Annotated in this window: 23 protein-coding genes; 11 read left to right on the forward strand and 12 right to left on the reverse strand. The window is 71.6% G+C overall.

Going from position 1 to position 25071, the window contains the following annotated elements; all coding sequences use genetic code 11:
• Positions 1–240: 240 nt before the first annotated feature.
• The 3 genes from ACV530_RS35700 to ACV530_RS35710 all read right to left on the reverse strand — a co-directional run bounded on the left by ACV530_RS35700 (position 241) and on the right by ACV530_RS35710 (position 3678).
• A complete protein-coding gene (locus tag ACV530_RS35700) occupies positions 241–1269 on the reverse strand; it encodes an endonuclease/exonuclease/phosphatase family protein (protein WP_494336884.1) in 1029 nt (342 codons plus the stop codon).
• A gap of 184 nt (positions 1270–1453) precedes the next feature.
• Positions 1454–2062 carry a TetR/AcrR family transcriptional regulator gene (locus ACV530_RS35705; protein ID WP_494336885.1) on the reverse strand — a complete coding sequence of 203 codons (609 nt, stop codon included), beginning with the start codon at positions 2060–2062 and terminating at the stop codon, positions 1454–1456.
• Positions 2059–3678, reverse strand: coding sequence for an MFS transporter (locus tag ACV530_RS35710; protein WP_494336886.1), 1620 nt, complete (start codon positions 3676–3678; stop codon positions 2059–2061). The genes ACV530_RS35705 and ACV530_RS35710 overlap by 4 nt, the downstream gene beginning before the upstream one ends.
• 186 nt (positions 3679–3864) lie before the next feature.
• Here ACV530_RS35710 and panB point away from each other — a divergent pair, with 186 nt between their 5' ends.
• The 3 genes from panB to ACV530_RS35725 all read left to right on the forward strand — a co-directional run bounded on the left by panB (position 3865) and on the right by ACV530_RS35725 (position 6642).
• The gene (gene panB / locus ACV530_RS35715) at positions 3865–4722 is read left to right on the forward strand and encodes a 3-methyl-2-oxobutanoate hydroxymethyltransferase (protein ID WP_494336887.1); all 858 of its coding nucleotides are present in this window, start codon (positions 3865–3867) and stop codon (positions 4720–4722) included.
• Between the two features lie 85 nt (positions 4723–4807).
• Positions 4808–5824, forward strand: a complete 1017-nt coding sequence (locus tag ACV530_RS35720) for an ATP-binding cassette domain-containing protein (RefSeq protein WP_494336888.1) — start codon at positions 4808–4810, stop codon at positions 5822–5824.
• A complete protein-coding gene (locus tag ACV530_RS35725) occupies positions 5821–6642 on the forward strand; it encodes an ABC transporter permease (protein WP_494336889.1) in 822 nt (273 codons plus the stop codon). Before ACV530_RS35720 ends, ACV530_RS35725 begins: the two co-directional genes overlap by 4 nt.
• Positions 6643–6665: 23 nt before the next feature.
• Here ACV530_RS35725 and ACV530_RS35730 read toward each other — a convergent pair whose 3' ends face one another.
• Positions 6666–9986, reverse strand: a complete 3321-nt coding sequence (locus ACV530_RS35730; RefSeq protein WP_494336890.1) for an ATP-binding protein — start codon at positions 9984–9986, stop codon at positions 6666–6668.
• Between the two features lie 93 nt (positions 9987–10079).
• On the opposite strand from ACV530_RS35730, the gene ACV530_RS35735 reads away from it, so the two are divergent.
• Positions 10080–10901 carry a site-2 protease family protein gene (locus ACV530_RS35735; protein WP_494336891.1) on the forward strand — a complete coding sequence of 274 codons (822 nt, stop codon included), beginning with the start codon at positions 10080–10082 and terminating at the stop codon, positions 10899–10901.
• Position 10902: 1 nt separating this feature from the next.
• Here the strand turns inward: ACV530_RS35735 and ACV530_RS35740 are convergent, their stop codons facing one another.
• Positions 10903–11085, reverse strand: coding sequence for a hypothetical protein (locus ACV530_RS35740; protein ID WP_494336892.1), 183 nt, complete (start codon positions 11083–11085; stop codon positions 10903–10905).
• A 95-nt stretch (positions 11086–11180) separates the two neighbouring features.
• Entirely contained in the window at positions 11181–11885 is a 705-nt protein-coding gene (gene npdG, locus ACV530_RS35745) for an NADPH-dependent F420 reductase (protein WP_494336893.1), read from the reverse strand.
• Positions 11886–11967: 82 nt separating this feature from the next.
• Between npdG and ACV530_RS35750 the strand changes: the two genes are divergently transcribed.
• Positions 11968–12588: a hypothetical protein gene (locus tag ACV530_RS35750; RefSeq protein ID WP_494336894.1), complete on the forward strand. Its 621-nt coding sequence runs from the start codon at positions 11968–11970 to the stop codon at positions 12586–12588.
• Positions 12589–12596: 8 nt separating this feature from the next.
• On the opposite strand, the gene ACV530_RS35755 is transcribed toward ACV530_RS35750, so the two are convergent.
• Entirely contained in the window at positions 12597–12812 is a 216-nt protein-coding gene (locus ACV530_RS35755; RefSeq protein ID WP_494336895.1) for a hypothetical protein, read from the reverse strand.
• A gap of 70 nt (positions 12813–12882) precedes the next feature.
• On the opposite strand from ACV530_RS35755, the gene map reads away from it, so the two are divergent.
• Together map and ACV530_RS35765 are read left to right on the forward strand one after the other, a co-directional pair.
• A complete protein-coding gene (gene map, locus ACV530_RS35760; protein ID WP_494336896.1) occupies positions 12883–13740 on the forward strand; it encodes a type I methionyl aminopeptidase in 858 nt (285 codons plus the stop codon).
• Between the two features lie 121 nt (positions 13741–13861).
• On the forward strand, positions 13862–14524 hold the full coding sequence (locus ACV530_RS35765; RefSeq protein WP_494336897.1) for a biliverdin-producing heme oxygenase: 663 nt from the start codon (positions 13862–13864) through the stop codon (positions 14522–14524).
• Between the two features lie 88 nt (positions 14525–14612).
• Here ACV530_RS35765 and ACV530_RS35770 read toward each other — a convergent pair whose 3' ends face one another.
• Together ACV530_RS35770 and ACV530_RS35775 are read right to left on the reverse strand one after the other, a co-directional pair.
• Positions 14613–15272 (reverse strand): PhzF family phenazine biosynthesis protein, encoded by a 660-nt coding sequence (locus ACV530_RS35770; RefSeq protein ID WP_494336898.1) that lies wholly within the window; start codon positions 15270–15272, stop codon positions 14613–14615.
• Between the two features lie 23 nt (positions 15273–15295).
• Positions 15296–16096, reverse strand: a complete 801-nt coding sequence (locus ACV530_RS35775; protein WP_494336899.1) for a helix-turn-helix domain-containing protein — start codon at positions 16094–16096, stop codon at positions 15296–15298.
• 109 nt (positions 16097–16205) lie between these two features.
• Here ACV530_RS35775 and ACV530_RS35780 point away from each other — a divergent pair, with 109 nt between their 5' ends.
• Positions 16206–16637, forward strand: a complete 432-nt coding sequence (locus ACV530_RS35780) for a hypothetical protein (protein WP_494336900.1) — start codon at positions 16206–16208, stop codon at positions 16635–16637.
• 53 nt (positions 16638–16690) lie between these two features.
• On the opposite strand, the gene ACV530_RS35785 is transcribed toward ACV530_RS35780, so the two are convergent.
• Positions 16691–18259: an HtaA domain-containing protein gene (locus ACV530_RS35785; protein WP_494336901.1), complete on the reverse strand. Its 1569-nt coding sequence runs from the start codon at positions 18257–18259 to the stop codon at positions 16691–16693.
• Between the two features lie 432 nt (positions 18260–18691).
• Here ACV530_RS35785 and ACV530_RS35790 point away from each other — a divergent pair, with 432 nt between their 5' ends.
• The gene (locus ACV530_RS35790) at positions 18692–19579 is read left to right on the forward strand and encodes an esterase/lipase family protein (protein WP_494336902.1); all 888 of its coding nucleotides are present in this window, start codon (positions 18692–18694) and stop codon (positions 19577–19579) included.
• 55 nt (positions 19580–19634) lie between these two features.
• Here ACV530_RS35790 and ACV530_RS35795 read toward each other — a convergent pair whose 3' ends face one another.
• Entirely contained in the window at positions 19635–21158 is a 1524-nt protein-coding gene (locus tag ACV530_RS35795; protein WP_494336903.1) for an HtaA domain-containing protein, read from the reverse strand.
• A 14-nt stretch (positions 21159–21172) separates the two neighbouring features.
• Complete coding sequence (locus tag ACV530_RS35800; RefSeq protein ID WP_494336904.1) at positions 21173–22543, reverse strand: HtaA domain-containing protein; 1371 nt, start codon at positions 22541–22543, stop codon at positions 21173–21175.
• Between the two features lie 105 nt (positions 22544–22648).
• Between ACV530_RS35800 and ACV530_RS35805 the strand changes: the two genes are divergently transcribed.
• Positions 22649–23644, forward strand: coding sequence for a heme/hemin ABC transporter substrate-binding protein (locus tag ACV530_RS35805; RefSeq protein WP_494336905.1), 996 nt, complete (start codon positions 22649–22651; stop codon positions 23642–23644).
• A complete protein-coding gene (locus tag ACV530_RS35810; RefSeq protein ID WP_494336906.1) occupies positions 23641–24717 on the forward strand; it encodes a FecCD family ABC transporter permease in 1077 nt (358 codons plus the stop codon). Before ACV530_RS35805 ends, ACV530_RS35810 begins: the two co-directional genes overlap by 4 nt.
• Positions 24718–25071 lie beyond the last annotated feature (354 nt).

The raw sequence follows: 25071 nt of genomic DNA on the forward strand, positions 1-25071 counted from the left end.
AGCCCCCGGACCCCCGGAACCGCGCTTCGCGCGGTTGTCCTCAAGCGCCGGACGGGCTGACTTGTAGCCCGGCCGGCGCTTGAGGCCGAGCGGCGGAGCCGCGACAAGGGGGTCCGGGGGCGAAGCCCCCGAAACGGGGGCCAGGGGCGGAGCCCCTGAACGGGGTCCGGGGCGAGGCCCCGGGAAACGGTGAAAGGGCGGGGCCGGGGCACATCTCCCCCACCGGCGCACCCGCGGCAACTACAGCCGCACCCGCGCCCCCACCGGCAAATGGTCACTCTCAGTCTTCGGCAGCGTCCAAGCCGCCACCGGCTCCATCCCCCGCACCATGATCTGGTCGATCCTCGCCATCGGGAAGTCCGCCGGCCAGCTGAAGCCGAAGCCGTCGCCCGCCGCGCCCTGCGCGGACCGCAGCTGCGAAGTGACCGGTGCGAGCGAGCGGTCGTTCATCGTGCCGTTGAGGTCGCCGAGCAGGACGACCTTCTTCAGCGGCTCGGCCGCGATCGCCCGCCCCAGCGCGGCAGCACTGTTGTCGCGCTGTCCCGCCGTGAAGCCCGCGTTGAACTTCACGCGCACAGACGGCAGATGCGCGACGTACACCGCCACCGGCCCCTGCGCCGTGTCGACGGTCGCCCGCAGCGCCCGCGTCCACCCCATCTTGATGTCGACCGGCTGGACGTCCGTCAGCGGATGCTTGCTCCACACCCCGACCGTGCCCTTCACCGCGTGGTACTTGTACGTACCGGCGAGCGCCCGCTCGTACACCGGCACGGCATCCGGCTTGAGCTCCTCCAGCGCCACGACGTCCGCCCCGGAGGCGGCGACGGAACGAGCGGTATCGGTCGGATCCGGGTTCTCGGCGTTGACGTTATGGGTGACGAACATGAAGTTGCCGCCCGAACCGTCGCCGCCGGACTTGCCGGTCAGCAGCCCGCCGAAGAGGTTGACCCAGACCACGGCCGGCAGCAGCAGCGCGATCAGCGCGGTGGCCGAGCGGCGCACCAGCGCGAGCACGAGCAGCACCGGGATGCCGAGGCCGAACCACGGCAGGAAGGTCTCGGCCAGGCTGCCGAGGTTCCCCACCCGGTTGGGAATGCTCGCGTGCAGCAGCATCAGCAGGCCGAGCAGAACGGCGAACGCCGCGACGACCAGCCCGCGCCGCCAGATGCCGGGGCCCTGCCACCGGCTCAGGAAGCGCCGGGCCCCGGAGCCGGTCCGCTCCGAGGCGGTCCCCCCACGGCCCGTTTCCTCCATGTACGCCTGCGGCATCCGCTGTCCTCACTGATCGTCCGCTGTCCCGTCACCGATCACCCGACGATAGGTGATCATCACTGACGGTTCGTAATCACATCAGGTCTCGCGGATGAGGACGGACGCCCGGCCGCGCAGGGTTCCTGCCGACCGGGCCATAACGGTGTCCTGTGACACAACGAGCACAATCAGGACGCTCAGGTCACCGCCCGCGCACCGCCCGCGCACCGCCCAGCACCGTGTCGACGATCTCCTCGGACAGCCCCTCGGGCAGTTCCTTCCAGTCGTGGATCACCGAGCGGGCCAGCATCGGGCTGACCAGCAGGTCCGTGAGGAACTCGGGATCCAGCCCGGGCCGGATCTCCCCCTCGGCCATGCCGCGCCGCAGCACCGCGCAGAACGCTTCCCGGCGCGCGGCGATGATCGTGTCGTGGTACTCCTGCCACACCCTCGGATGCGCCCGGACCTGCGCCAGCACGGTGCGCAGCACGGCGGACGAGCGCTTGGCCAGCACCCGGTGGCGCATGAACTCCAGCAGGCGGACGAGGTCGTCGCGGACCGAGAGCCCCGGCGGGTCGGGGTCCTTCATCACGTCCAGGGAGCGCAGCACGTCGAGCATCACGGCTTCCTTGCCGTCCCAGCGCCGGTAGACGGTGGCCTTGCCGACGCCCGCCTCCCGCGCGATGCGCTCCATCGACAGCTCGCCGATGGTGACGCCCTCCTCGAGGAGCCGCAGCACGGCCTCGATGACGGCGGAGTCGACGGCGGCGCTGCGGGGCCGTCCGCGCTGCGGGGCGACGGCCCCGGTCATGCGCCGGCCCCCGTCTGCTCACGCTCCGCGCCCGCGCCCGGGGCGCCCGCCGGTGCGGTGCCGGCGCCGCGGCGGGGCAGGAAGAGGGTGACGACGATCGCGCCCAGCACCGCGACGCCCGAGGCGCACAGGGCGGTGACGTGCATGGCGTGGAGGAACGCGTCGGTCGCCGGGTCGGCGAGCGCCTTGCCCTTGTCGCCGAGCCGCCCGACCAGGCCGAGGGTGGCCTCGATGGACTCGCCGGCCGTGTGCCGGGCGTCGTCCGTCAGGCCGGGGACGGCGCCGAGCCGGTCGGCGATGCCGTCGCGGTAGGTGGTGGACAGCACCGAGCCGAGCACCGCGACCCCGAGCGCCCCGCCGACCTGCCGGAAGGTGTTGTTCACGGCGGAGCCGGACCCGGCCTTCTCGCGCGGCAGGGACTGCATGATCGAGACGGTGGCGGGCGGCATGATGTGCGCCATGCCCGCGCCCTGGAGGAAGAACAGCACCTCCAGCACCCAGATCGGGGTGTCCCGCTCGAGCAGCAGGAAGCCCGCCATGGTGGCGGCGACCATCAGCATGCCCACGGCGCACACGGCCCGGGCGCCGAACCGGTCGACGACGAGCCGGGCGCGCGGCGCGAACACCATCTGGGCCGCCGCCAGCGGGAGCAGCAGCAGGCCGCTCTGCAGCGGCGTGTAGCCGCGCACGCTCTGGGTGTAGAAGACCATGAAGAAGGTCACGCCCATCAGCGCGAAGAAGACGAGCGCGATGGAGGAGACCGCGGCGGAGAAGGCCGGGTTGCGGAAGTACCGTACGTCGATGGCCGGATGGCTGCTGCGCCGCTCGTAGAGGACGAACAGCACCAGGACCAGCAGGCCGCCGCCGACCGTGCCGACGACCTCGGGGTCGGTGAAGTCGGCGAGCTGGCCGCCCTTGATGATGCCGTACACCAGCAGCACGAGCCCGACGACGGACAGCAGCACGCCGACGGGGTCGAGGCGGCCGGGCCGGGGGTCCTTGGAGTCGGGGACGAGCGTCACCATCGCGATCAGTCCGGCGATCACGATCGGGACGTTGACGAGGAAGACCGAGCCCCACCAGAAGTGGTCGAGCAGGACGCCGCCGGTGATCGGGCCGATGGCGATGGCGAGTCCGACCGCCCCGGCCCAGATGCCTATCGCCTTGGGCTGCTCCTCGCGCTCGAAGACGTTCATGATGATGGCGAGCGTCGCGGGCATCACGAACGCGCCGCCGAAGCCCATCACCGCGCGGAACGCGATGAGTTCACCGGGCGAGCCGGCCAGCGCGGAGAGCACGGATCCGATCCCGAACACCGTCATGCCGAAGAGCAGGATCTTCTTGCGGCCGAGGCGGTCGCCGAGGAGTCCGGCGGTGAACAGGATCCCGGCGAAGACCAGCGTGTAGGAGTTGATCGCCCACTCCAGCTGGCTCTGGGTGGCGCCGAGGCCCGTGGGGGCGGGTGAGGCGATCGTCTTCATCGCCACGTTGAGGATCGAGTTGTCGAGGACGACGACGAGCAGGCTGAACAGCAGCACGGTGAGGATCGCCCACCGCCGTCTGTGCACGGCCTCGGGCACTTGTCGGGTGGACGCGGGAACGGACGGGGCACTCATGGCCCCCAGCCTAGGGGGATTCCGATACGGAACCGTTTCGTATCGAAAAGTTTTTACGATCAGACGATTAAGGGGTGACTTCCCCCTCCCCCGCGACTTCCCCGCCCCCGCGGCGCGTGTCAGCATGGAGGTGATCCGGGGACGCCGTCAGGGCGCCTCGAGACGACATCAACAGGAGCCAGAGCAATGACGCATGCCGCGAAAACCCCCGACAGCAGCAAGGCGCTGTACGGCGGGACCAGCTCCCGGCGCATCACCGTCCGCGACATCGCCGCCGCCAAGCAGCGCGGCGAGAAGTGGCCCATGCTCACCGCCTACGACGCGATGACCGCCTCCGTCTTCGACGAGTCCGGCATCCCCGTCCTCCTCGTCGGGGACTCGATGGGCAACTGCCATCTCGGCTACGAGTCCACGGTGCCGGTCACCATGGACGAGATCACGATCCTCTCGGCCGCCGTCGTCCGGGGCACCAAGCGCGCCCTGGTCGTCGCCGACCTGCCCTTCGGGGCGTACCAGGAAGGCGCGGTGCAGGCACTGCGCAGCGCCACGCGGCTGGTGAAGGAGGCGGGCGTCGGCGCGGTCAAGCTGGAGGGCGGCGAGCGCTCCGCCCACCAGATCGAGCTGCTGGTGCAGTCCGGCATCCCGGTCATGGCGCACATCGGCCTCACCCCGCAGTCCGTCAACGCCTACGGCGGCTACCCGGTGCAGGGCAGGGGCGAGGAGGCGGCCCAGCAGCTGCTGCGCGACGCCAAGGCCGTCCAGGACGCGGGCGCCTTCGCGGTGGTGCTGGAGCTCGTCCCGGCCGAGCTGGCCGCCGAGGTCACCCGCATCCTGCACATCCCGACCGTCGGCATCGGCGCGGGCGCGGACTGCGACGCGCAGGTCCTGGTGTGGACCGACATGGCCGGCATGACGAGCGGCCGCCTGCCGCGCTTCGTCAAGCAGTACGCGCAGCTGCGCGAGGTCCTCGGCGGCGCGGCGAAGAGCTTCGCCGAAGAGGTCGTCGACGGCGCGTACCCGGCGCCGGAGCACGCCTTCCACTAGCCGTGTCAGCGGTCTGTCGGCGACTTGTCGGCGGACCGCCGGTGGCCGTCGGTGCGTTGTCAGTGGCTGCTGTCAGCCTGGGGGCATGACGCGAAACGACATCCCCGACAGCGGCGGCGCCGCAGTCCAAGTCCGGGGCCTGGTCAAGCACTTCGGCTCGACCAAGGCCCTGGACGGGGTCGACCTGGAGGTGGCCGAGGGCACCGTCCTCGGTGTCCTCGGCCCCAACGGCGCCGGCAAGACGACCCTGGTGCGGGTCCTGTCCACCCTGCTCCGCCCGGATTCCGGCACCGCCCGCGTCGCCGGGTACGACGTGGTGCGCCAGCCCCGGCAGCTGCGCCGGGTGATCGGGCTCACCGGGCAGTACGCCTCGGTCGACGAGAAGCTCTCCGGCCGTGAGAACCTCTACATGATCGGCCGGTTGCTCGACCTCTCCCGCAAGGACTCCCGGCAGCGGGCCGACGAGATGCTGGAGCGCTTCTCGCTCACCGAGGCCGCCAAGCGGCCCGCGGCGACGTACTCCGGCGGCATGCGCCGCCGTCTCGACCTGGCCGCCTCCATGATCGGCCGGCCCGCGGTGCTCTATCTCGACGAGCCCACCACCGGCCTCGACCCCCGCACGCGCAACGAGGTGTGGGCCGAGGTCCAGCGGATGGTCCGCGAGGGCGCCACCGTCCTGCTCACCACGCAGTACATGGAGGAGGCCGAGCAGCTCGCGGGCGAGCTGGTCGTCATCGACCGGGGCCGGGTGATCGCGGGCGGCCGGGTCGATGAGCTGAAGACGAAGGTCGGCGGGCGCACCCTGCAGATCCGCCCGGCGGACCCCGCCGAACTGCCGCGCATGATCGGCGCGGTGGCGCAGGCCGGGCTGGACGGCATCGCCGGGGCCACGGCGGACGAGGCCGAGGGCCTGGTGAACGTGCCGATCGTCAGCGACGCGCAACTGACCGCCGTGATCGGCCTGCTGGCCGAGCGGGGCTTCGCCATCGCCGGCATCAGCACCCATCTGCCCAGCCTCGACGAGGTCTTCCTGGCCGTCACCGGACAGAAGGCCTCCGCGGCGGACGAGCACACCCACGAACTCCAGGAGGCCGCGGCATGACGACCGCGACGATCAGCGCACCCGCGCGCGCCGGTTCCGGCGAGGGCCGGATCGGCCTGCGGTCCAACCTGCGGCACATCGGGGCGCTCGCGCGCCGCAACATGCTGCAGATCAAGGCGGATCCGGAGTCGATGTTCGACGCCGTGCTGATGCCGATCATCTTCACCCTGATGTTCGTGTACGTCTTCGGCGGCGCGATGTTCCCGGGCCACCGCGACGACTACGTCAACTACCTGGTGCCCGGCCTGCTGTCGATGACCGGGCTGAACATCGCCATGGCCGTGGGCACCGGCGTCAACGAGGACTTCCGCAAGGGCGTGATGGACCGCTTCCGGACCATGCCGATCGCCCGGTCCTCGGTGCTCATAGCGAAGATCGTGGTGGAGATCGGCCGGATGCTCGTGGCCGTGGCCATCCAGCTCGGCATGGGCTTCGCCCTGGGTCTGGAGATCAAGACCTCGGTGGGCGAACTGGCCGCCGCCGTGGGCCTCGGCGTGCTCTTCGGGGCGTCCCTGATGTGGATCTTCATCCTGCTCGGCCTGACCATGAAGACGGCCCAGGCCGTGCAGGGAGTCGCCATGCTCATCCTGATGCCGCTCCAGTTCGCCAGCTCCATCTTCGCGCCCACCCGCACCATGCCGGGCTGGCTGGAGGCCTTCGCGAAGTACAACCCGCTGGCCAACCTCGCCGATGCCTCCCGCAACCTCATCAACGGCGGCCCCGTGGCCCACTCGGTGTGGATGACGCTGGCCTGGTCGGTGGCCATGACGGCCGTGATAGCACCGCTCGCGGTCGCCAAGTTCCGCAAGAAGACCTGACGTTGCCGGGATGCCCGTGCGCGTCAGACGAGGGCGGCGGCCTCCATGGGGGAGAGACCGGCGCCCTCGGCGCACGCCCGCTCGTACGCCTCGGCGCCGAGGGCGGCACGGGTGGCGGCCTCCGTCCGCTCCCGGATCCCCCGCTCGAGCGACTGCTCGGCGATGGTGTCCGGCCGCAGGACCTGCGCGGCGCCTATCAGCCGGGCCGCCGTCAACGCATGCTGCTCACCGCCGATTTCGGCATGGGCGAAGGCGCCCTCCATCAGCTGCATGGCAGGCAGGTGCCGGGCGACGAAGACCGTCAGCGGGTCGTCGGACAGGGCCAGCGCCTCGCGCACCTTGGGCAGCGCCTCCTCCGGCCTGCCCTCGATGACGTCCAGCCAGCCGAGCAGCCCGAGCATCATGCCCTGGAACAGCGGAATGGAGCGGCTCTCGAACTCCTGCCGGAGGTCGCGGAGCGCCTCCCTCGCCTCCTGGTACTGCCCGGCCCGGCCCAGATGGATGGCGAGGGTGCACCGGACGATGAAGTCGCCCTCCGTGCTGAGCCCTTGGGCCTCCTCGGCAGCCTCGCGGAGCATCCGCTCGCTCTCGGCGATGCCGATGGCCCCCGACTCCACGAGCATTTCGGCCAGCCGGGACTTCAGCATCGGCACCTGGGCATTCGCCCCCACGGCCCGGGCGCTGTCGACGGCGGCCCGGTAGTCCTCGGCCGCCGCCGCGAACTCGCCGCGCCGCTCGCGGCTTTCGCCGCGCCCGGCCAGGGCCTCGGCCACTCCCCAGGCGTCGCCGATACGGCGGAAGAGCTCGAGGCTCTCGTCCGCGTCCCTGCCCCCCTGCTCGGCCCTGCCGGGTATCTCATTGCAGATCTTGGCGCGCTGCTGGAGGTGGAAGGCCAGTTCCCAGGTCCAGCCGAGGTCGCGGCAGATCTCCACCGTCCTGTCGAGGTCGCCCGGAAGCCGCTCGAATTCGCCGAGGAACATGCTCGTGAAGATCCACATCATGGCCGGATTCCGGCAGCTCTGCGGCGGCAGGTGGCCATAGGCGTCGCGTACGGCCCGCATCCTCTGCTGCATCTCCGGCTCGGAGAACAGCCGCATGTCGGTCTCGGCACTCGTGACCCAGACCATGTACACCCCCCGGCGGGCCTCCTCGAGGAGCTCGGGCCGCATCGGCGGCGGGGCGTCGACGCACCCCTCGTAGAGCACGGGAGCGGGTGCGACGGGCTCCGCGAAGGGGTCCGGGCCCAGCTCGGACACAGCCTGCGACCAGGCGCGGGCGTCGACGCGCCGGCCCCGCAGCCCCCAGAACCAGCTCAGGGACAGCACGAGGCACAGCCCCTCCTGCTCGTCCCGCGCGGCGACCGCGTGCCGCAGGGCGGCCCGCATGTTGTCGTGCTCCCGCTCCAGCCGCGCCAGCCACCGCCCCTGCTCCGGCCCGCGCAGCAACGGGTCGGCCGTACGGGCCAGTTCGCGGTAGTGCACCAGGTGGCGCCGCTCGGTGCCGGCCCGTTCACCGGCCTCGTCCAGCCGCTCGCCGGCGTACTCCGCCACGGTCTCCAGCAGCCGGTAGCGCATCCCGCCGCCGTCGTCGGGGTCGGCCACCACGAGGGACTTGTCGACGAGCGAGCCGACGAGTGCCGCGGCGTCTCTCGCGTCCACCGTGCCGGGTCCGGTGGTGCCGTCCGCGCACACCTCCTCGGCGGCGGCCAGGTCGCAGCCGCCGGCGAAGACGGACAGGCGGCGCAGCACGGCGCGTTCGGCGTCGTCGAGCAGGTCCCAGGACCAGTCGACGACCGCGCGCAGCGTCTGCTGGCGGGGCAGCACGGTGCGGCTGCCGGAGGTGAGGAGGCGGAAGCGGTCGTCGAGGCGGTCGGCGAGGCCGCGCGGGGTGAGCGAGCGCAGCCGGGCGGCGGCGAGTTCGATGGCGAGCGGCAGGCCGTCCAGGCGGCGACAGATCTCGGCGCAGGCCTCGGGGTCGTCGTCGATGCGGAAGCCGGGCCGGGCGACGGCGCCGCGGTCGGCGAGCAGCCGCAGGGCGACCGGGTCGGGCAGCGGCTCGACCGGCCGTACCAACTCGCCCGGAACGGCGAGGGGTTCGCGGCTGGTGGCGAGCACGGTGACGCCGGGGCAGTGGGAGAGCAGCGTCTCGGCGAGGTGGGCGGCGGCGTCGACGAGGTGCTCGCAGTTGTCGAGGACGAGCAGCATGCGGCGCGGGGCGCAGTGTTCGGCCAGCTGCGCGAGCGGGTCCAGGGCGGTGACGTCGGTGGCGGCGCGCAGGCTCTCCGCCGTGGTGCCGCGCACCACGGTCGTGCGGGCGCCCAGCGCGGTGAGCACCGCCTCGGGCACGGTGTCCGCGTCGTCGACGGGCGCGAGCTCGGCGAACCAGACGCCGTCCGGCCAGGCTCCGCCGGCCGCCGCCCCGGCGGCCTCCTGCGAGAGCCGCGTCTTGCCGGCCCCGCCGGGGCCGAGCAGGGTGACGAGCCGGTGCGCGGCGAGGTCCTCGCGGATGCGGGCCAGCTCCTCCTCCCGCCCGACGAACGAGGTGAGCCGGGCCCGCAGGTTGCCCCGCCGGGCGGCGGAGGCCGCGGGGGCGGCGGTCGGCGCGGGGCGGGGCTCGGGGGCCGGGGCGGGGGCCAGCAGCCCGGCGTGCAGGGCGCGCAGCTCGGGCCCGGGGTCGGTGCCCAGGCGCCCGGCGAGTGTCGCGCGTATCTCCTCGTACGCGGCGAGCGCTTCGGCGGGCCGGCCCGCCGCGGCGAGGGCGCGCAGGCGCAGGGCGTGCAGGGGCTCGTCGAGCGGGTGGTCGGTGCACAGCCCGGTGAGCTCGGGCAGGATGCGGTCGGCGTCGCCGAGGGCGACGGCGGCGGCGAGGCGGTCGCGGCGTGCGTCGAGGCGGGCGGCGTCGAGGCGGGCGGCGTGGGCGGCGCGGTCGGGCAGGTCGGCGAGGGCGGGGCCGCGCCACAGGGCGAGGGCGTCGTCGAGCAGCGTGGAGGCCTTGGCGGGGTCGCCGTCGGCGAGCGCTCTCGCGCCCTCCCCGGCGAGCCGCTTGAAGCGGTACAGGTCCACGTCGTCGAGTTCGGCGCACAGGCGGTAGCCGCCGGGCGCGGAGGCGATGGCGTCCCGGCCGAGGGCGCGCCTCAGCCGGGCGACGAGCGCCTGCAGGGCACCGGCCGCGTCGGCGGGGGGCTCGTCGCCCCAGACCTCGCCGGTGAGCGCCTCCACGGTCACGTTCCGTCCGGGGTGCAGGGCGAGCGCGGCCAGGAGCGCGCGCAGCCGGGGACCGCCGGGGGCGAGGGATTCGCCGTCGGCGGCATGGGCCTGGGTGGTACCGAGGATGCCGTAGCGCACCTGTCCATTCTCCCCTGAGGTTGCGCCGCCCCCTCGGCGACCAAGTACCGTCGGCCGGAACCCCTACGCAATACGAGCCAGGAGCACACACCGATGACATCCGACGCGGCCCGCGGCGAGCGGCGCGTGAGTACCGTCTTCCTCGCCCTCGTCGCCATCATGGCGGTCTCCATCTGGGCGGTGTGGACGGGCTTTTCGGCGAGCCCCGGCTTCGCCGTGTTCCTGTTCATCGTCTCCGGCTGGATCGTCTCGCTCTGCCTGCACGAGTACGCGCACGCGCGCACCGCCCTGCACGGCGGGGACATCTCGATCGGCTCGAAGGGCTATCTGACCCTCAACCCGCTCGCCTACACGCACGCGGTGCTGAGCATCGTGCTGCCGGTGATCTTCGTGATCATGGGCGGGATCGGTCTGCCGGGCGGTGCGGTGTTCATCGAGCACCACCGCATCCGCGGCCGGTGGCGGCACAGCCTGATCTCGGCGGCGGGCCCACTGACGAACGTCCTGTTCGCGGTCGTCTGCACCGCGCCGTTCTGGCTGGACGCGCTGGACGGCGTGCCGGCGAACTTCCGTTACGCGCTGGGGTTCATGGCGCTGCTGCAGGTCTCGGCGGCGATCCTGAACTTCCTGCCGGTGCCGGGCCTGGACGGCTACGGGGTGATCGAGCCGTGGCTGCCGCTCAAGGTGCGGCGGCAGGTCGAGCCGTTCGCGCCGTTCGGCCTGCTCGCGGTCTTCGGCTTCCTGTGGATCCCGGAGGTCAACGGCGCTTTCTTCGACGTGATCGACGCGGTGCTGCGGGCCCTGGGCGTCAGCGACTGGGACACCTACTGGGGCCGCGAGCTGTTCCGCTTCTGGAGCACACCGGAGCATGTGCCCACGCCGGACGAGATCGGCAACTACCTCGTCATCCGCTGAGTCATTCGCTGACGGCCGCGCGGTCGGCCCGGGCCTTGCGCACGTAGTACCAGGCCATGTTGGACGAGACGCCGGCGAGCAGGATCCACACGACGCCCAGCCAGCTGCCCCGCACGAAGGAGACGGTGGCCGCCGCCACCGCGAGAAGGCAGACGGCGGTGGCGAAGAGAGCGAGGCGGGGCATGGGAGGCGGCTCCTGTCGGACGGCATATACGACACGGGACGGGTGCGTACGATCCCGGCCATTGTCCCCCATGCCCCTCGCCGGGCCCGCTGCGGTCACACGTCGGTGACGCGCAGCCCGGCGTGCGCCTTGTAGCGGCGGTTGACCGAGATCAGGTTGGCGACGAGCGACTCCACCTGGTGGGCGTTGCGCAGCCGCCCGGCGAAGACGCCGCGCATGCCGGGGATGCGGCCGGCCAGGGCCTGGACGAGGTCCGTGTCGGCCCGCTTCTCGCCGAGCACCATCACATCGGTGTCGATCTCCCCGACCTCCGGGTCGGAGAGCAGCACCGCGGACAGGTGGTGGAAGGCGGCGGTGACGCGGGACTCCGGCAGCAGGGCGGCGGCCTGCTGGGCCGCGCTGCCCTCCTCGGGCCGGATGGCGTAGGCGCCCTGCTTGTCGAAGCCGAGCGGGTTGACGCAGTCGATCACCAGCTTCCCGGCGAGGTCCTCGCGCAGCGCCTCGAGGGTCTTGGCGTGGCCCTCCCAGGGAACGGCGACGATCACGATGTCGCTGCGGCGGGCGCACGCGGCGTTGTCCGCGCCCTCGACGCCCAGGCCCAGCTCGGCCGCGGCGGCGTGCGCCCGCTCCTCGGCCCGCGAACCGATGATCACGCGCTGGCCCGCCTTCGCCAGCCGGTAGGCGAGACCGCGGCCCTGGTCGCCGGTGCCGCCGAGCACGCCGACCACCAGGCCGGAAACGTCGGGAAGGTCCCAAGGGTCCTTTGCCGGGGCCTTTGTTGTGTCAGCAGAAGTAGTCATGCCAGCGATACTGTCACGCACACGGGTGAGCCGTACCGCGACCCGGTCGCCGCCCGGGGCCCGTGCGGCAGGATGACTTCCCATGGACGCCGAACGCGTCGCGCTGCTGCGCGAAGTGCTCGCCGGGACGGAGTGGTTGCAGGCCACGCGCCGGTTCGCGGGGGCGCTGCGGGAGTCGGTCGGGGCGCACGGCGGGGGGCTGCTGCTCGTCGGCACGGCGGAGTACGAGCCCTGGCACCTGGCCGCGCACCTGGACGACGAGGCCCTCTGGTCCGGGCTGCCGGAGCTCTCCCCCACGCTCGTCCGGCACCGGGTGCCGCCCGGCGCCCCGGCGCATCTGTCGGTCGGGCTCGGCCGGCTCGAGGCGGCCCGGCGCGGGGAGACGCTGCTGGTGGTGGCCGGGACCGCGCCGGCGCGGGGAGGGGCGGAGCTGCTCGAGCGGGTGCACGACGTCCGGCGCACCGGGGCGAGGGTGCTCGCGCTCGACGGCGCCCCGGGCCGTACGGGGCAGGAGCTGCGCTCGCTCGCGCATGACGCGCTGACCGTGCCCGCCGCGTCGGTGCTGGACTTCGACACCGTCCAGCACCTGGTGAGCGCCGCCGCGGGAGAGCGGGCGCCGTCCGGCGGGCGGGGGCGCCGCTTCCACGACCGGCTCTCCCGGCTCGCGGACCGCCTGACGGCACCGCCGCCGGACCGCTGGTGAGCGGGCTGCTACTCCGCCCCGTCCTTCCACTTCGGGTCCTCCCGCCATTCCTCCTCCCGCTCCCGCACGCTCTCCACCGCGTGGCCCGCCTCCTCCCGCGTCCCGTACGGGCCGAGGCGGTCGGCGGCCCGGCACTCGGGGCCCTCCTCGACCGTCCGGTGCTCCAGGCACCAGTACCACTCCCCCGGTTTCCCGGCTTCCCGCCGCCGCCTGAACAGCGCCATCGCCCGCCTCCTCGCACCCGTGGTCTCTCGCCCTCATGGTCCCCGATGGGCGCTGACTACACTCGCAGACATGTCTGGCCAGTCGCTTCTCGTACCGGGGAGACTCTCCCCCGCCCGCTCCGTCCCCTTCTCCATCCCGCGGCCCGAGTACGTGGGCAAGGAGGCCCCGACCCCCTACACCGGCCCCGAGGTGCAGGACGCCGAAACGATCGAGCGCATGCGCGTCGCGGGCCGCATCGCCGCGCAGGCGATGGAGGAGGCCGCCAAGCTCATCGCTCCGGGCGTGACGACGGACGAGCTGGACCGGGTCGCGCACGAATACATGTGCGACCACGGCGCCTACCCGTCGACGCTCGGCTACCGCGGCTTCCCCAAGTCGCTGTGCTCCTCGGTCAACGAGGTGATCTGCCACGGCATCCCCGATTCGACCGTGCTGCGCGACGGCGACATCGTCAATCTCGACGTGACCGCCTACATCGGCGGTGTGCACGGCGACAACAACGCCACCTATCTGTGCGGTGACGTGGACGAGGAGTCGCGGCTGCTGGTGGAGCGGACGCGCGAGGCGCTGGGCCGGGCCATCAAGGCGGTCAAGCCGGGCCGCCGGATCAACATCATCGGCCGGGTGATCGAGTCCTACGCCAAGCGCTTCGGCTACGGCGTCGTGCGCGACTTCACGGGCCACGGGATCAACTCGTCGTTCCACTCCGGCCTGATCGTCCCGCACTACGACAGCCCGCACCACGACACCCTCATCCAGCCCGGCATGACGTTCACCATCGAGCCGATGCTCACGCTGGGGACGCACGAATACGACATGTGGGACGACGGCTGGACGGTCGTCACCAAGGACCGCAAGCGGACGGCGCAGTTCGAGCACACCCTGGTGGTGACGGAGACGGGAGCGGACATCCTCACCCTGCCGTGATCGGGGCCCGGGCGGTAGGCTTTTACCGACAGCACGTCGGGAACCAGTTGACTTAGGTAAGCCTAACCATAGAGAATCGGTGCCCACCGCCCCTCGTCGCCCCTCGCCACGGAGGTCCGCCTTGGACTCGTCCGCCTCGACGCCGTTCTCCACGCTCATCCGTACGGCTTCGCACGAACAGCACACCGAGGCCGAGAACTCGTCGTTCATGAGCGACATGCTCGGCGGCAGGCTCGGCGTCAGCGCCTTCCGCCGCTACACCGAGCAACTCTGGTTCGTCTACGAGGCGTTGGAGAAGGCCGCCGCCGGTCTCGCGTCCGATCCGGTCGCCGGTCCGTTCATCCAGCCCGAACTGGCCCGCACCGCCCAGCTGGAGCGCGACCTCGCCCACCTGGGCGGCTCCGGCTGGCGCGCGGAGCTCGCCCCTCTGCCCGCGACGGAGCGGTACGCGGCCCGTATCGAGGAGTGCGCCCGCACCTGGCCCGCCGGCTATGTCGCCCACCACTACACGCGCTACCTGGGCGACCTCTCCGGCGGCCAGGCCATCCGCGGCACGGCCGAGAAGACGTGGGGCTTCGCCCGCAAGGGAGACGGCGTCCGCTTCTACGTCTTCGAGGCCATCGGCAACCCGGCCGCCTTCAAGCGCCACTACCGCACGCTGCTGGACGCGCTGCCGATCGACGACCTGGAGAAGCAGCAGGTCATCACCGAGTGCAAGCGCGCTTTCGCGCTCAACACGGCGATGTTCCGGGAGCTCGGCGAGGAGTTCCCGCTCAGCGCTTAGCTCCGCTGGGAAGGCCCGCCCCTCTCGTCCCGCCGTGGCCGCTTCGGGGCTCCGCCCCGGACCCCGGACGCGGCTCCGCCACGTGTCCTCAATCGCCGGACGGGCTGACTTTCACCCGTCCGCCCACCTCGACCGTTCCGTCGGGGTGCGGGCGGGTCAGGATCCGGGACGCCCTGCCCTGACGGATGTCCAGCGCACGGCCCAGCTCGCCGGTGAGCACGAGGGCGGCGGCGCCCGTCGCCTCGTCCTCGGCGATGCCGTCACCCCGCCGGGGAAAGGCCCGGGCCCGTACAAGGCCCGCGCTCTCGTCCTGCCACGCCCACGCGTACAGCCACCCCTCGCCCTCCGGCGGGGCGGGCAGTGCGTCGACCTCCGCCGGGGAGGCGTACTGCTCCGTACGGCGCCCCGCCGCCCACTGCGCCCGGGCACGGATCCACACCAGCTCCCCGTCCCTGCGCACCGCCACCTCGCCCGCGGGCGGCCGCAGCACCCCGGCGTCGCCGAGCAGCCAGGCCACGCCGATCAGCGGATGCCCGGCGAAGGGCAGGCGGACGCTCGGCGTCCAGATGTCGACGACGCCGCGCCCGGCGTCGTCGACGAACACGGTCTCGCTGAAGCCCAGTTCGGCGGCGAGCGCCGCCCGCGCCTCGGCGCCGGGCACGGACGCGCCGTCGCGCACGACGCCGAGGAGGTTGCCGCCCTCGCCGTCCGGGCCCGCGAAGACGCTGAGTACGTCGATATCGGTCATCCGCGTATTCAATCAGGCCCCCATCAGGCCAGCTCACGGAGAACTTTGGTGGTGAACTCGTCGAGCGGATAGAAGAATTCGATCGCCAGCTCCGACAGCGTCACATCGGCCGGCGCACCGAAAGTGGCGACGGTGCTGAACATGGACAGATCGCCGTACGGGGTACGGAACTTGAGCGCCAGCTCCACAGGACTCGGCAGTACCTCCGGGGCGGTGTCATCGTCCACGCCCCCCGGAGGCACCGGGTACCGGCTCACTTCCTCGTACAGCGCCCGGAGTTCCTCGTCCCCCGTCGCGTTCACCTGGCCGAGCAGCCGCTCGAGGAAACGCTCCCGCACCTCACCGAAGCGCACCATCCGTGACGCCAGCCCCTCGGGGTGCAGGGTCAGCCGGTACACGTTCGGCTGCGGTGCGAACAGGTGCGGCGGTACGTCGTCCATGAACACGGTCATGGCCCGGTTGACGTTCAGCACATTCCAGCGCCGGTCGACCACGACCGCGGGGTACGGCTCATGCGCGGCCAGCATGGTGTCGAGCGCCGTACGGACCAACGCCATGGACGCGTCGTCCAGGCTGCTCTCCCGGTACGCCGGGGCGTAACCGGCAGCAAGGAGGAGGGAGTTGCGCTCACGCAGGGGAACCTCCAGCGCCGTGCACAGGCGCAGCACCATGGTGCGGCTCGGGCGGGCGCGGCCGGTCTCGACGCAGGACAGGTGCCGTGCGGAGGTGTCCGCCCGGTGGGAGAGCTCCAGTTGGCTGAGCCTCCGGCGCTGCCGCCACTCCCGTATCAGGATCCCCACCCGCGACGGCTGTTTCGCATCCATGCGGGGAGGATAACCAGCCGTACCGGACCCGGACCATGACCTCCGAGGTCATTGAGCCCGTGCCCTCCCCGGTGCGACCGTCTCAGCGACACCGAGCGAGGAGACCGGCATGAGCACTGCGACCCTGACCACCCCACGCCCCGCGACCCAGGACGCATCGCGCCTGCTGCGCACCGCCCTGCGCATCGACAGCTGGGGTACGGCCGCCTTCGGCGTCTTCCTGCTCTCCTGCGGCAAGTTGCTCAGCGGCCCGCTCGGCCTGCCGGTCAACTGGTCCGTCCCGTTCGGCATCGCCATGCTGGGCGGAGCGGCGGCCCTGGGCCTGATCGCGGGCTACCCGCAGATCCCGCCGCGCCTGGCCGCGTCCGTGGTCGTCGGCAATGCGCTGTCGTGCGTGGCGCTGCTGTTGCTCACGTTCAGCGATGCGATGCCGCTCACGGGTCTGGGCATCGGCTTCATGTGCGTCGGCGTGTTGGTGGTCGCGGCGTTCGCGGAGGCCGAGTTCATCGGCCTGCGTCGCGTGACGGCGGCCGCGGCCTGAACCGCCGGGCCCCGTGCCCGCCGACGGGGGGGGCGGGCACGGGGCGCAGGGCGTCAGCGCCGGGAGCCGTGACGGCGCGTGGCGTAGACCGCCGCGCCGCCCGCGAGAACGAGCGCTGCCGCTCCGCCCAGGAGGGGGCCGGTAGAGGAGTCCGCGCCGGTGTGGGCGAGGGAGCCGTCGTCGGCGGGGGCGGTGTCGGTGGGCGCGGGGGTGGCGCCGTCGGCGGGGGTGGTGGAGTCGTTGTTGGACGAGTCCGAGTTGTCGCCGGGGAGCTTGGCGTTCTGGTCCACGGTGACCACGGCGGTGATGGGGTCGAGCTGGTCGGTGTCCTTGATCACGCCGCCGAACGCCCTGACAGCCTCGCCGGTCGGCTTCGCCGGGACGGCGGACAGTGTGACAACACCGTCCTTCGCGGTGAGGGCATCGGCCGACAGCGTCAAAGTCGCCAGCGGCCCAACGACATTCACGCCCTTCTTCGACGAGACGGTGGCCGACAAGGTGCCGGTGGTGCCGGTCACCTCGAGCTTCAGCTTGCTGATGGTCACGTCCAACTTGCCCTTGGGATCGGTCAAGTGGACCGTGCCCTCGAAGTTCGCGACAAGGTGGGAGGTGGAAGCGTCGTACGTGTTGCTCTGGCCCTTGATGAAGCGGTAGCCGTCACCGGACTTCTGGGCGCCCCCGGAGACCTCGGCCTTGTAGCCGTGGAACGCCTTCGCCACGCCCCAGTCCAGGTTCCCGTCGTAGACGGCACCCTGGCTGGCGGGGCTACCGGTGGCCGGGGCCTCGGACGAAGTCGGGAGCTCGGGCGTGGGAGAGGAGGACGAAGTCGTGGTCGAGGGCTCCTCGTTCGTCTTGGGGTCACCGGTCTTGCCGGTGGTCGTCGCGGACTTGTCGGTCTTGCCGGAAGGGACGGCCGGGTCAGCCGGGTCAGCCGGGTCGGCGGGCTTCTGCGGGACGGCACCCATGCGCACCGAGAGCGTGGCCGCGTCGAGCTGGTCGCCCGCCTTGTAGAGCGCGACGTCCTTGCCGTCCTGGTGCTGGACGAACGTCTTGGCGCCGTCCTCCGTCAGCTTCACCGGGATGCCGACGAGGGTCATCGCACCCTTCGCGCCACCGCCCGGCTTGACCTTCGACAGGTCGGCCTCGGCGAGCGGGACGTCCTTGCGCGTCTTGCCGTCCGCCGTGACGTCGGCGGTGATGGTGCCGGTCTTCTCCTTCTTCTCCTTGGTCGCGAGCTTGAGGTTGGCCAGCTTGAGGTCCAGCGCCCGGGTGCCGTCCTCGTTGGGGCGGCTGAGGAAGCGGACACTGCCCTTGAAGGCGGTGGCCGCGGCGTGCTGCTGGGACGGGTCGTAGGTGCCCTTGCCTCCGGAGAAGGTGAAGACGCCGTTCTTGGCGGCCTGCTTGGCGCCATCGGCGACCTGGCTGGTGACATCGTCGCGGAACGACTGCTTCACCCCCCACGTCAGTGTGGCGTCCTTGAGCTCTATCTTCGGCGGCCCACCGGGCGCCGCCTCCTGCCCGGGACCAGCCGCATAGGCGGGCAGGGTAAGGGCCGTGGCGCCAAGGGTTGTCGCCGTGGCCAGGGCCGCGGCGAGAACCAGCGGGCGTCGTATGACAGCCATGGTGCGGGTCTCCTTGGATTCGGAAGAGACGTCTGAGCACACCTAGTCTGAGGCAGTGTCATGCACCTGGGGATGCCCGGGGCAGAGGTGTGACAGGGTCGCGACGTGACGGCCACGGCCTCACCGATCCGCTCGGCGGGAAATTGCGGGTTCACCGCAAAGCGGTGCGGGTTTACCGCAAGGGAATTCGGAATAACCGCAGAATATCCCGGCCGACCATTCGGCGGATCCACTCAACTACTGCCCGGACAAAGGCACTTCGGCTATCTCGCGATTGTTGGCGCACAGGGAAAACGGATTCTCCCGAAAATTGGTTCCCGCTCCAGGGTTGTTGTTCCCGGTATTTGTGCAAGGATTCCGGCACAGTCCCCGGACTGGAACACCTCGGTGAAGTGACACCACAACCCCCCACCCCACCTGCGAGGTATCGCTATGTCTGCATTCAGAAGACATATCCGCATTTTGGCTGGTGTTGTCTCGGCGCTCGCGCTGACCCTGACGGCCGGTACCGCCTCCGCGTCGGCGGCGCCGGCCGCCGGGGCCGAGAGCAAGGCCGTCACCAGCGGCTGGAACAACTGGTCCTGCAAGCCCTCCAGCAGCCACCCGCGCCCTGTCGTCCTCATGCACGGCACCTTCGCGAACTCCTGGGACAACTGGCTCGTCCTGGCCCCCTACCTGACCAAGCGCGGCTACTGCGTCTACTCCCTGGACTACGGCCAGCTGCCCGGCGTGCCGCTCATCAACGGGATAGGGCCGATAGAGAAGTCGGCCGAGCAGCTGTCCGCCTTCGTCGACAAGGTCCGGCAGTCGACCGGAGCGGAGAAGGTGGACCTGGTCGGCCACTCCCAGGGCGGCGGCGCCCTGCCGCGCTACTACCTCCAGTTCCTGGGCGGCGCCGACAAGGTCAACCAGCTTGTGGGCATGGCCCCTTCCCACCACGGCACGACCGTCTCGGGGCTGAACCGCCTGATCGACGGCATCCCCGGTGTGCGTAACACGCTCTCGAAGCTGACTCCCGGAGCGGAGGAGCAGATCGCGGGTTCCGCGTTCATGAAGAAGCTGAACGCCAACGGCGACACCGTGCCCGGCGTGAAGTACACGGCCATCGTGAGCAAGTACGACGAGGTCGTCACGCCCTACAAGTCCCAGTTCTTCTCGGGCCCCGACACACGCAACGTGGTGCTCCAGGACCTGTGCAAGGTGGACATATCCGAGCACGCCGCGATCGGCACGATCGACCGCATCGCCTTCCATGAGGTGGCCAACGCGCTCGACCCGGCACACGCGACGCCCACCACCTGCGCCTCGGCCTTCAGCTGAGCCGGCCGGACAGCACAACGCCCGCCGCCACGGATGGCGGCGGGCGCACGTGCACTCAGCCCCGGGCGTTGCCCGAGCGGCGACGGGCGCCGTAGACCGCCGCGCCGCCCGCCAGGACGAGCGCGGCGGCGCCGCCCGCGAGGGGGGCGGTGGGGGTGTCGGAGCCGGTCTGGGCGAGGGTGTCGTCGGTGCCGGTCATGCCGCCCTTGGCGCCGCTGTCCGGCTTCGCATCACCGCTGTCCGCCGACGAGTTGGTGATGCCATCAGACTTGGAAGCACCCGCGCCGCCCGGCAGCTTCGCGCTCTTGTCCACCGTGATGCGGGCGGTCACCGGGTCCATGGCATCGCCCGGCTTGTAGAACGAGCGGCCCTGGTAGCTGAACGCCTTCGCGCCCTCGTCCGTCAGCGTGGCGGGTACGGCGTTGAGGGTGACGACACCGTCCTTGGCCTTGAGGGAGTCCTTGGTGAGCTTCAGCTTCGCCAGCGGGATCTCCTTGGCGGCCTGGCCACCGTAGGCGGCAGTCGCGAGGAGGGTGCCGCCGTTGGCGTCCGTACGGACCCTGAAGCCGGAAAACTTCAGGTCGAGTTCCCAGCCGTCGCCCTTCTTGTGGCCGAGGAAGTGCACCGAGCCGTTGAACGTGGCGTCGAGTGCCGAGGCCGCGGGGTCGTACGTACCGCTGCCCTTGCCGAACCGGAAGCCGCCGGCGACGTTCTGCGCGCCGTCGTTGACCTCGATCTTGCCTGCCCCGAAGCCAGTGGTGACGTACGCGCGGAACGACTCGCGTACGCCCCAGTCGAGGCTCCCGCCGTACACCGTGCCGTCCGCGACAGGCCTGGCGGCGGTGCCCTGAGGCTTGTTCGCGGGGACGGCCACGGGTGCCGCCACAGCCTTCTTCGGCGTCGGCGTCGGCTTGGGCTTCGGCTTTGCCGGAACCGACTTGCCCTGCTTGACAGAGAGGGTGGCCGGGTCAAGGGTCGTGCCCGCCTTGTAGAACTCCCGGCCCTGGTAGCTGAACGCCTTCGCGCCGTCCGCCGTCAGCTTCGCCGGGATGGCGGGGAACGTCATCGCGCCGCCCGCGCCGCCGCCCGGCTTGACCTTCGACAGGTCCAGCGTGGCGACCGTGATGTCATTGCGCGTCTTGCCCCCGGCGGTGACGTCGGCGGTGATCCGGCCGGTCTTGCCGGTCGTCAGGACCTTGAGGTCGGTGAACTTGAGGTCCAGCTCCCAGCGGCCCTTCGCGTCCTTGTGGCCGAGGAAGCGGACGCTGCCCTTGAAGGTGGTGGAGACGGCGTGCTTCGACAGGTCGTAGGTGCCCTTGCCGCCGGTGAAGGTGAAGGCACCGTTCTTGGCGGCCTGCTTGGCGCCGTCCGCGACCTGGACCTTGCCGCCCGAGAAGCCGGTGACGTAGTCACGGAAGGACTGCTTGATGCCCCACGTCAGCGTGCCGTCCTTGAGGTCGATCTTCGCCGGCGGCTTTGCGTCGGCCGCGTGGGCGGGCAAGGTGAGCACGGTGGCGCCGAGGGCGGCCACCGTGGCGACTGCGGCAACGAGGGTCAGCGGCCTGGGGGTTACGGCCATGGTCGTGGGTCTCCTTAGGAGGAAGAGGGGGATTTGGAGGTGCGCTTACGACGCCTGCGCAGCAGGACGTAGGCAGCGGCGACAGCCGCCGCTCCGGCCGTGACACCGGCGATCAGGGGCAGGGAGGAGGACCCGTCGCCAGAGGACGCGGACGGCGTCGCCGTCGGCTCGTGCCCCACGTCCGGCAGCGGCGGCAGCTGCGCCCGGCCGTCGAGCGGTACGGCGAGCGAGACCGGGTCCATCGCCGCGCCCTCCTGGTACAGGCCGCCGAAGGCCTTCGCGCCCTGGGCCGTCAGCTTGGCCGGGGCCTCGGTCACGGAGGCCAGGCTGTCCTTCTGCCGCAGGCCGGAGGCGTCGAAGGTGATCAGGGGCACGTTCCGCCCGGCCGGTGCCCCGTCGCGCGTGACGTCCGCCGACAGCGTGCCCGTACGGTCCTTCACCGCCACCTTGACCGCGCCCAGGGCGAGATCGAGGTCCTTGCCGGTGAAGCGGAGGGTTCCGGCGAACGACGCGTCGAGGGCCGCGCCGCCGTCCTCGTACGCGCCCTTGCCACCCGGGAAGCGGAAGAGGGCGCCGCCCTCCCGGGCACCGTCGCCCAGCTGCCATGAGCCGCGGGCGATGGAGCCGGTGACGTACTCGCGGAACGTCCGCCGTACGCCCCAGTCCACGGCCGCACCGGTGAACTCGCCCTTGTCGGCGGGTTTTCCGGCCGGAGCGGCGGCCGAGGGGGACGGCTTGGCGCCGCCCGTGACGATGTCCGCGGACAGGTTCAGCGGGTCCAGCTGCGTCCCCGCCTGGTAGTAGCCCGCGAACGCGGCGGCACCCTCCTGCGTCAGCTTCGACGGAACGCCCGTGAGATTCACGGCCGTTCCGCCGCCGCGCAGGTTCACCCCGGACAGGTCGAGCGCCGCGAGGGGGACCTGGGAGCGAGTCGTGACCTCGCCCGTCCCCTTCGCCTTGCTGACCATGTCGGCGAGAAGAGTGCCGCCCGTACCCCGGATGCGGACTGTGGGCCTGCTGACCGTCAGGTCCAGCTCATGGGTACCGTCCGGCTTGCGATGGCCCGTGAAGTGCACGCCGCCGGAGAAGCCGGCCTCGAACGCGCCGGTGTCCGGTTCATACGTGCCCTTGGCGGAGTGGAAGCGGAACTGGCTGCTCCCCACCGTCGCGGCACCGCCCAGGAGTTCCCAACTGCCCTGCGCGATCGGGCCGGTGACATAGCTCTGGAACGAGGACTTGATTCCCCAGTCCAGCCGCCCGCCCGACACCTCCCGGGCCTCCTCCGCGGCATGCGCCGTCGCGGACGGCAGCAGAGCCGCGCAGAGCGCCACGAGGAACACGAGGAATACGGCGACGGTCGCGCGGGCAGATCTGTACGGCGACATCGAGAACCTTTCCCGCGGGACACACCCGGCGTGGCTATTTAGGTAAGGCTAACCTAAGCTATCCACCGTCAGGTCGTACACCCGTCCCCACGGAAAGGCAGGACCGTGCAGCAACCACCACGCACGCTCGGTATCGCCGCCGCCCTGCTCGCCCTCTCCCTCGCCCTCACCGGGTGCGGAAAGGATTCGCCGTCGGGCGGGACAACGGAAACCGCGCACACCGACCGCGTCGAGCCGCTCACCGGCACGCGCCCGGCACCTCAACTCCCCGTCACCGTACGGTCGTCCGACGGGCATGACGTCACCGTGCGCAGCGCCGACCGGATCGTCCCGCTGACCGGTTCCGTCTCCGAGATCGTCTTCACGCTCGGCCTCGGCGGCCATGTCGTCGCCCGCGACATCACCGCCACGTTCGACCAGGCGGAGAAGCTGCCCGTGGTCACCCGTGCCCACGATGTCTCGGCCGAGAGCGTGCTCTCGCTCAAGCCCACCGTCGTCCTCGCCGACACCACGACCGGACCGGCCGAGGCCATCGACCAGATCCGCAAGGCCGGGATCCCGGTGCTGGTGCTGGACCCGCCGAAGCAACTCGCCGACGTCGGGCCGCGCATCGACCGCATCGCCACCGCACTCGGCGTACGCGCCGCGGGGACCGAACTGCGCAAGCGGACCGAGGAGCGCCTCAAGAAGGCGGAGCAGGGCGTTCCGAAGGGGGGCGGCGGCAGGAAGCCGCGCGTCGCCTTCCTCTATATGCGCGGTTCGGCGTCCGTCTATCTGCTCGGCGGGGCCGGCTCCGGCGCCTCGTCCCTGATCGAGGCGGCGGGCGGGGTGGACGCGGGCAAGGAGTCGGGGCTGACCAAGGACTTCACCCCGATCACCAGCGAGGCCCTCGCCAAGGCGGCGCCGGACGTCATCCTGGTGATGACGAAGGGGCTGGAGTCGGTGGGCGGCGTAGACGGTCTGCTGAAGGTCCCGGGCGTCGCCCAGACTCCGGCGGGCATGGACCGCCGGGTGGCCTCGGTCGACGACGGGGTCCTGCTCAACTACGGCCCGCGCACGGATGCGGTGCTCGCCTCGCTCGTCAGGCAGATCCACCCGTGAGCGCGGTGACGAACGAGGTGACGAACGAGGCGGCGGCGCCGTGGCGTTGGCGTACCACCGCCCTGCTGACCTGCGGCATGACCGCCGCCCTCGTCCTGCTCTGTCTGCTCTCGGCGGGCCTGGGCGCCTATCACATCCCGCTCGGCGACGTGGTGGACTCGCTGCTGCACCGGGCGGGGCTGGGCGGGGCGGAGCTGGACCGGGTCGCCGAGAGCGTGCTGTGGGACGTCCGACTGCCGCGCGTGGCACTGGCGTTGCTGGTCGGCTCCTCACTGGGGTGCGCGGGCGCGCTCATGCAGGGGGTGTTCGGCAATCCGCTCGCCGAGCCCAGTGTCGTCGGTGTCTCCATGGGCGCGGCGGTGGGTGCGGTGACCTCGATCGCACTGGGGCTGACCTTCTTCGGCAACTGGACCGTCAGCGCTTGTGCGTTCGCGGGCGGGCTGGTGACCGTCCTGCTGGTCTATGTGCTGTCGCGGTCGGGCGGGCGTACGGAGGTGGTGACGCTCCTGCTCACCGGCATCGCCGCGAACGCCCTTGGGATGGCGCTCATCGGCCTGGGCGTCTTCGTCGCGGACAACGCGCAGATCTCGCAGATCGCCTTCTGGCAACTGGGCTCGCTGGCGCAGGCCACGTGGCCGAAGGTGCTGGCCGTACTGCCCTGCGCGCTCGCGGGACTGGCGGTCGCGCCGCTGTACGCACGGAAGCTGGACCTGCTGGCGCTCGGGGAACGCTCCGCGCGTCATCTGGGCGTGGATGTGGAGCGGTTGCGGCTGGTGCTGGTACTGGTGGTCTCGCTGCTGACCGCGGCGGCGGTCGCGGTGGCCGGGGTGATCAGCTTTGTCGGGCTGCTGGTGCCGCATCTGCTGCGGATGGCGGCGGGACCGGGGCATCGGTTCCTCGTCCCCGGGAGCGCGCTCGGGGGTGCGGTGGTACTGGTCGCCGCGGATCTGGCGGCGCGGACCGTCGCGCAGCCGGCGGAGCTGCCGCTGGGGGTGCTGACGGCGCTGGTCGGGAGTCCTTTCTTTTTCTGGCTGCTGAGGAAGTCGCTGCGGCGGGGTGGTGGTTGGGGGTGAGGGTGCGAGTGCCCCGGTCCCGCCCTTTCACCGTTTCCTCCGGGGGCAAGCCCCCCGGACCCCGCGACCGCGCTGACGCGCGGTGCCCTGGGGCTGCGCCCCAGACCCCGTTTCGGGGGCTCCGCCCCCGGACCCCCTTGTCGCGGCTTCGCCGCTCGTCCTCAATCGCCGGACGGGCTGGAGAGTGCCGGGCCGGGCTGGATTGCATAGCTCGCGGGATTTTGTGGCTCGCGCCGAAAATCCAGCGCGGGCGCGAAAGTTCAGCCCGTCCGGCGTTTGAGGACCAACGCGGCGGAGCCGCGTTGCGGGGGACCAGGGGGCGTAGCCCCCGGAACAACCGCGCGGAGCGCGGGC

Source organism: Streptomyces sp. SX-6 (genome assembly GCF_059089585.1).